This window comes from Rufibacter ruber (assembly GCF_001647275.1).
Classification (GTDB): domain Bacteria; phylum Bacteroidota; class Bacteroidia; order Cytophagales; family Hymenobacteraceae; genus Nibribacter; species Nibribacter ruber_C.
This window is the reverse complement of sequence record NZ_LRMM01000066.1, coordinates 22,996-29,845: the sequence shown is the minus strand read 5'-3', so window position 1 is coordinate 29,845 and position 6,850 is coordinate 22,996. Positions and strand designations below refer to the sequence as shown.

Sequence of the window (6,850 nt, the reverse complement as noted above, 5' to 3'; positions counted from 1 at the left end):
CTGTTTTGGCCAAAACAGGCCGAAAACAGAAACCTCTAAAACACTTACAACAAACCTGCGCCCCCTGCACACCACAGAGCCGCCTCTTTCTGCAGAAGGACGACCAGAAACACCCCACTAAGCAACTGTTTTTAAAGCACATACCTATCACAAAGCAGAAAACAGGCATTCTGTTCCTTGCCAGCGCGCAGCAGACCCTATTCTGCAAACGTATGCATACATTCACGTAACATTAAAGCCTTTGCTGTTTTTCAGAAAACAGGCCGAAAACGGCTTCAACTTCCAGAAGAATGACTTACAGCCCTAGACCTGCAGGCAGCTGGACTGCCGTTTCACCAATTCAATGGGGGTGGTCAAGGAAATAAGATTCCTGCCTGGGCTTATTTTATCCATGATCAGGTCTAGCATCAGGATAGCCGCCTGCTCCCCCATTTCATATGGGAACTGCTCAACCGAGGTAATGGAGGGCTCTATGATCTCGGCCCTGGGGTCATTGGAATACCCTACAATCTTCAGCTGCGACGGAATGGCAATCCCCAACTGCTTGGCGTGCTGCATCACCCCAATGGCCGTGGTATCATTTCCCGCAAAAACACCGTCTGGCCGTACAGGCAGGGCAAAAACGGCCTCACTCGCTTTGATCGCATTTTCTTTGCTTAACTCCTGAAAATGCACCAGGGCCGGGTCCAGAGGCACATCAAATTCGGCCAGGGCATCTTGGTAGCCGGCATACCTGTGGCGGTAAATACTACAGGTAAGAGGCCCGCTAATATGGGCAATATGCCTGCAGCCCTGCTCCAGCAGATGCTTCGTAGACAAATACCCCCCCTGGTAGTCATCTCCCAACACTTTGTGGGCCGGGTGGCTCTTGGGCACCCGGTCATAAAACACCAGCGGAATGTTAGCCCTCTGGAAAATATCAAAATGGGAGAAGTCTGTGGTGTAAAGCGTAGTAGAGACAATCAATCCTGCAATACGGGAACTGAACAACTCATTGACCAGCTCCTTTTCTATCTCAGGGGAGTCATTAGACTGGCAGACCATGAGGTTATACCCGTGCTCGTGCAACTTGTTCTGGATAGCCGTAATCACCGTTGACTGAAAGTACATAGAGATCCTGGGCACCAAAAGACCTACCATTTTAGACTTGCTGTTCCGCAGGCTGGCCGCCACCGCATTGTGCCGGTAGTCAGACTTCTCCACCAGCTCCTTCACCCGGTCTTTTGTCTGCTGGCTAATGTGGGGGTGGTTGTTTAATGCACGGGAAACGGTGGAATGGGACAACCCCAGCTCAACGGCAATATCTTTGATGGTATAGGACAGCTTCTTCATTTAATCACGCATGCACACGTTTGCAAAGAAAGCAATTTCTCTCAATTAAATACATCTCCACCCTAAAGAAGGTTCTCCACCTGCTCATTCTCCTGCAAAATGCTTGGCGCCACCTTCCCCTAAGGCAAAGGAAAACAGCAACAAGCTTGTCAGTTGACCCTTCACCAGCTAAAAGCCACTTTGACAGACATAAAAAAAGCCCTGAACCATTTCTGATTCAGGGCTTCCAGGTAGCAGGAACAGCTACACAACCATTAACTAAAGGAAACTAAAGGAAACCAAAAACAGTCATTCAAGGCCTCCAAGGCACTTTTTAAATATAAACACTTCTCTAAGTTGTCTTTATTTGACCAATATTTGTTACTCGTTTGTTACTTTTAATTCAGATTGTCGTATCTTGAATAAAGAAACCAATAAGATAATAATTATGGGCGTTGAGTTAAGAAGGAAGAAATTGAAAAGTGGGAAAGAATCTCTTTACCTAGACATCTATCACAATGGCGAAAGAAACTATGAGTTTCTAAAGCTATACCTGATCAAGCCCATCACCAAACAAGACCGCCTGCATAACAAAGAAATCTTAAAGGCTGCCGAAAGCCTCAGAGCTAAGAAAGAGTTATACATTAACTCTCTAGAGCATGGCTATGAACCCGAATTCAAGAAAAAAGTAAACTTCATCTCTTACTTTGAAAACTTTCTTAGCAATTACAAAAACAAGGACATCAGAATCGTAAGATATTGCTGCAAGTATTTTAAAGAGTTTGCGGGCAAGGATTACTTATACCCTTATGAGGTCACAGAGCAATTTTGCCTAGATTTTAAGAGTTACCTTGAAGATCACCTTAATGGAGAAACTCCTCACAATTACTTTGCAAAATTTAAGAAGCTATTAAAACAAGCTACACGAGACAAAATCATATCTATTAACCCAGCTTTGGATATTCAAAACAAAAAGACAGAAGGGATTAAGAAAGACATTTTAAGTAGCGATGAAATCCAAGCCTTGGCAAATACTCAGTGTGGCAATTCAGAAGTAAAGCGAGCCTTCCTCTTTGCCTGCTGCACAGGTCTTAGATATTGTGATGTTGAAGCTCTTACCTGGAATAATCTAGATAAGGGCACTTTAAGGGTTATGCAATCAAAAACAGGCAGGCCTGTAATTATTAATTTAAACACTTCATCTCTTAAACTCATTGGAGACCAAGGCAAGCCAGATACCAAAGTTTTTAAGTTACCCTCACATACAGGCATCTTGAAAAGCTTAAAGGCTTGGGCCAAGAAGGCAGGAATAGAAAAGAATGTTACATTCCATGTAGCTCGCCACTCATTTGCTACAAACTTAATCATTCATGAAGTAGACGTTACTACCGTTTCTAGCCTACTTGGGCACACAAGCTATAAACACACACAAAAATATGTTAGAGCTGTTGATTCATTAAAACAACAGGCAGTAAATAAACTTCCTGAAATAAACTTATAAAGCCAGCCCACCCCAAAAGAATACAAATTTTAACATAGGCCTAACAGATTAAAGTAACTTTTAAAAAAAACTTTAATCTGTTAGGCTTATGTAATTAAGTTCATACAGATGAAAAACAACAAGTTGAAAAAAACAAAATTAGGCTCCTATTCAAATAAAGGGATAGGCTCAGGCCTGAATCAAATTGAGTACAGCCAAAATGACTTAAATAAGATAAAGGAATACATTAGGCAAAAAGAGAGTAAAATAAAACTAAGTTTTGAAAAAGAGATAAGCAGAATAGATGTATTTATTAAGAAAAACTTTGATGTAATTCCCTCAAGTGAAGGATTCTCTGTTTGGTTTTTCAATAATAGCCCAATAAATAAAACTGCATCCAATATCAGCGATGATGACATACTAAAGTATACAGCACTATACTTAGAAGAGTTAAAGCAAAAAGTCCTAAACAACAAGCTAAAACCAACTAGTATAAGTTCCTTTGAATGGATAGCAGACAAAGAGACATGCAGAAAATTACACTCAAACTTAATACAAGAAGGATATATTGATACCGATTTAGGCAATTTTAAAAAATTATTCAACCTTCTCCCCTTAAGTGATTTTAAAAAGATCATATGGTTAAAAGAAAGCACTAAAAACAAACAGCTTAATAAAAAGTGCCTCTATGAGTTTATTGAACTACTTGAGCAAAGAGGTTATATAAGTAAGTTAGCAAGTGATTCAGAGCGTTTCAAGTTAATAGAAAGTTCTTTTATAGATAAAGATGGGGATTCAATAATATTAAAGGCAGGTAATAAGCCCACTAAAAATACCCCTTCAGAATACCTTCTAAAACTGGAAGCAATAATACCTTACAATAAGAAACATTAGCTATTATAAGGTATTAGATATTTATTTTAATTGCTTTTAGCTGGAGCTTTGTTGCAAACATTATTAAATGCTTGCACATTATGGAAGATTATTCAACTATAGACCAACGGCTTAAAAAAATAGAAGACCTGCTTCTAACGCAAAAACCCGTATTAACATTCGATGAAGTGGCTTCATACACTGGCCTATCAAAAAGCTATTTATACAAACTCACCTCAAGGAATGACATTCCCTTTTATCGGCCTAACGGAAAACAGCTTTATTTCAACAGGCAGGAAATAGATGCTTGGTTACAAAGGAACAGAGTAAAAACAAATTTTGAAATAGACCTAGAAGCTTCAACCAAAGCGACGCTTCAAAAAACCAAACGCTTATAGTAAGTCAGATATGTTGACACTTTTTGTCAATTCATATGGTGGATACTATAAAGATTTGCAAAGTGGGTGTTATACCCCATTTTCAAGAATTCCCCTTACACAATATTCTACCAGTTATTTGTGAGGAAACAGGGGAAATAATTGGCTCCAAAGGAATTCTAGGGGAAAATCTAAGAATATATTACTCAAATGGATGTTTATCTATCAAGGGAAGCATTTCAAGGCTACATCTAGGAGATAATGTAAATATTCTACAGCATTCTCAGTTAACAGAAGCATTTAAGAGAATTGAAAAGGAACTAAGAGTGGATTTGGGAGAGGCTAAAATAAAAAGGTTGGACTTGGCAGCTAATATAGAAGTTCCTATAAAGGTTAATGAATACTATAGGCTCCTTGGAAGCAGTAAGTACTACAACCGTTTTGTAGAGAAAGGATCACTTTACTACAATAGTGGGTCAAGGAAGATGGTATTCTATGACAAACGCAAAGAAGCCAAAATAAAAGGGCATCCAGCTAATTTAATGCGTTTTGAAGTTCGATGGCTTAAAGAGTACCTTAAATCTTGGTCAAAGAAAACTTTAGGCTATCCTGATCTTCTAGTAAATGACTTATTAAACCCTTCTACTTATAACCAATTAATCCGAGCTTGGGGAGATGAATACTATTCAATCCACAAACCCCAAATACCAAGTTTCAATTTTGCCTTGATTTCAAAACCAAAAGATATTGAAAAACAGCTCATGCTAATAGGGATAGAAACTCTAGGGGGTTATAATGCTATAGTAGAGATGTTGCTCCTATCTAAAGCACAACACCATCTGTTGTACCCTGAAGCATTAAGTAGAATTAAAGCCAACCTAAGAAAGATTTCAACTTTAGATAATTTGACTCAGGTGAATAATCTGATTATAAGGTTAGATAAAGAAATAGGTAAAATCGTTTCGGAAAATTTAATTTAAAATTATGAAATCGAAAGTTAAACTAACTAAATCTGAAAGAATTGAGAAGGCAAAAAGGATTTGCGAGCTATACTCAAGTGGAGAATTTACAATTAAATCCTGCTGTGCCGCTGTTGGTGTAGATTATTCCACTTTTCAACATTGGACACAATCTCACCTCACTGACTCAGATATTAAATTAGGAAATTACAGAAGAGGATTTGTTCTCGATGTTCACTTAATGTATAAAAAAGCAATAATTGAAAATGATTTAAACTTTAAACTCCTAATTAAACACACTGCAAGGCAAGGCCTTTTGCTTAGAATCGCAGGAACAGAGTATGAAGAAATTCAAGAAGAAGAGAAACTAGATAAAAATGGAAATTTGATTCCAGTCAGCAGAAAGAGAATTCACAAGCGTGTTCTCCCAGATGTGACTGCGCTTATATTTTCACTTAAAACCTTAGAGAAGGATAACTTTCAAGAAAAAATAACTCATAACCTAAATGGAAGTTTTGGCATCTCAACTGGCTTTGAACACTTAACTTTATCAGAGTTGCAAGAAAAAAAGAGAGAGCTAGAGGAACAGCTTAACAGTGATGGTGATTTATAATCCTAAGTTAGGATAATGAACGAATCTTTAAAGTTACTTTAATTAATAAAGGAAGGAATATTTATAGCGTTAGAAAGCAATTTGAATAATATCAGCTCATTCCCAATCTAATTGAATCCTTCGCTAAAGAATTCCTCTACAGTCATATTAAAAGCTCTAATAACTTTTAGTAGGCTTGTATATCGCAAATCCTCCCCTCGTTCATATCTTCCAAACTGTGCCCTTGGAATGTTCTTTTCATAAGCAAAATACTCATAACTAGAGTAACCTGCTTTTATTCTTAAAGCTTTGATCCTCTCACCAAGCTTTTTCAAATCTTCGGTATAATCAGGTTCCTGATTTATACTTTCCTTGCCCTGAGTAGTCATAGAGCAAAAGAACATAATGAGCTATTCACTAATTACCACTAATAAGTATGAACTTATTAGTAGCTTTTTTATATTTGCTAAAATCAAAATAGCATTTATGGAAGTAGTAAAGAGGTTTTTGAAATGGATTTATGGTATAGGGTTAGTCATTGCAGGGCTATTCCTCATCTCATTTTCAACATTAGGTGGTTTCCTAATTTCTATTGCAGGCTTATTGTTGATACCTCCTGTAAGGAGAAAGCTTGGAACCTTGACAAAAATCCAAATCAGCAAACTACCAATTATCCTTCTTTTCTTAATTGGAACTACACTTTGCATAATTAAAAGAAATGATAGTTTGAGAGTAGAAGAAGAGGTAAAGTTCTCTAAACTCTCGAAAACTGAACAGGACAGCGTACTAGCTGCCAAAGCTATACAGGAAAGCAACCAGACTGTTCTAACTAAAAGGGGATTGGAACAAGAGCAGGAGGAAGAGAAGAGAGCTCAAAGAGATGAAGAACTAGGGAAACAGTTTCACCCTTATGATGGGAGCCACATAGTCCTAGAACGATACATAAAAGCTAACATGAATAATCCTGACAGCTATGAACATGTAGAAACTACATATAGGGACTTCAATAAATACCTATTAGTGATAACTCGGTTTAGAGGCACTAATGCTTATGGAGGAGTGGTAACTAATACCATTAGAGCTAAAGTAGCCCTGAATGGAGATATTATTGAAATCCTGGAATAGCAACTTAGTCTAACTTGGAGTATCTCTTATAGCCATCCTCAAACCATAATAGAATGGTTTTAAGAACCTTAACTCACTTATTCTTAATGTAACAATTTCAAAAATACCAAAATCTCATTCAACATAACCCACC

Annotated in this window: 8 protein-coding genes; 6 read left to right on the top strand and 2 right to left on the bottom strand. The window is 37.7% G+C overall.

Translation table 11 applies throughout. The features are described from left to right. Positions 1-303: 303 nt before the first annotated feature. Positions 304-1,332 (bottom strand): LacI family DNA-binding transcriptional regulator, encoded by a 1,029-nt coding sequence (locus tag A8O25_RS18655; RefSeq protein ID WP_066838178.1) that lies wholly within the window; start codon positions 1,330-1,332, stop codon positions 304-306. Between the two features lie 397 nt (positions 1,333-1,729). Between A8O25_RS18655 and A8O25_RS18650 the strand changes: the two genes are divergently transcribed. The 5 genes from A8O25_RS18650 to A8O25_RS18630 all read left to right on the top strand — a co-directional run bounded on the left by A8O25_RS18650 (position 1,730) and on the right by A8O25_RS18630 (position 5,613). Further along, on the top strand, positions 1,730-2,812 hold the full coding sequence (locus A8O25_RS18650) for a site-specific integrase (RefSeq protein ID WP_153042828.1): 1,083 nt from the start codon (positions 1,730-1,732) through the stop codon (positions 2,810-2,812). Between the two features lie 108 nt (positions 2,813-2,920). After that, positions 2,921-3,685, top strand: a complete 765-nt coding sequence (locus A8O25_RS18645; RefSeq protein WP_153042827.1) for a hypothetical protein — start codon at positions 2,921-2,923, stop codon at positions 3,683-3,685. An 80-nt stretch (positions 3,686-3,765) separates the two neighbouring features. Next, positions 3,766-4,062 (top strand): helix-turn-helix transcriptional regulator, encoded by a 297-nt coding sequence (locus A8O25_RS18640; protein WP_066838166.1) that lies wholly within the window; start codon positions 3,766-3,768, stop codon positions 4,060-4,062. Between the two features lie 35 nt (positions 4,063-4,097). Further along, positions 4,098-5,021: a phage/plasmid replication domain-containing protein gene (locus tag A8O25_RS18635; RefSeq protein WP_153042826.1), complete on the top strand. Its 924-nt coding sequence runs from the start codon at positions 4,098-4,100 to the stop codon at positions 5,019-5,021. Positions 5,022-5,025: 4 nt separating this feature from the next. Next, entirely contained in the window at positions 5,026-5,613 is a 588-nt protein-coding gene (locus A8O25_RS18630; protein ID WP_066838160.1) for a hypothetical protein, read from the top strand. A 107-nt stretch (positions 5,614-5,720) separates the two neighbouring features. On the opposite strand, the gene A8O25_RS18625 is transcribed toward A8O25_RS18630, so the two are convergent. Further along, on the bottom strand, positions 5,721-5,981 hold the full coding sequence (locus A8O25_RS18625) for a helix-turn-helix domain-containing protein (protein ID WP_066838190.1): 261 nt from the start codon (positions 5,979-5,981) through the stop codon (positions 5,721-5,723). 16 nt (positions 5,982-5,997) lie between these two features. Here A8O25_RS18625 and A8O25_RS18620 point away from each other — a divergent pair, with 16 nt between their 5' ends. Further along, complete coding sequence (locus A8O25_RS18620) at positions 5,998-6,717, top strand: hypothetical protein (protein WP_066838157.1); 720 nt, start codon at positions 5,998-6,000, stop codon at positions 6,715-6,717. Positions 6,718-6,850: the final 133 nt, after the last annotated feature.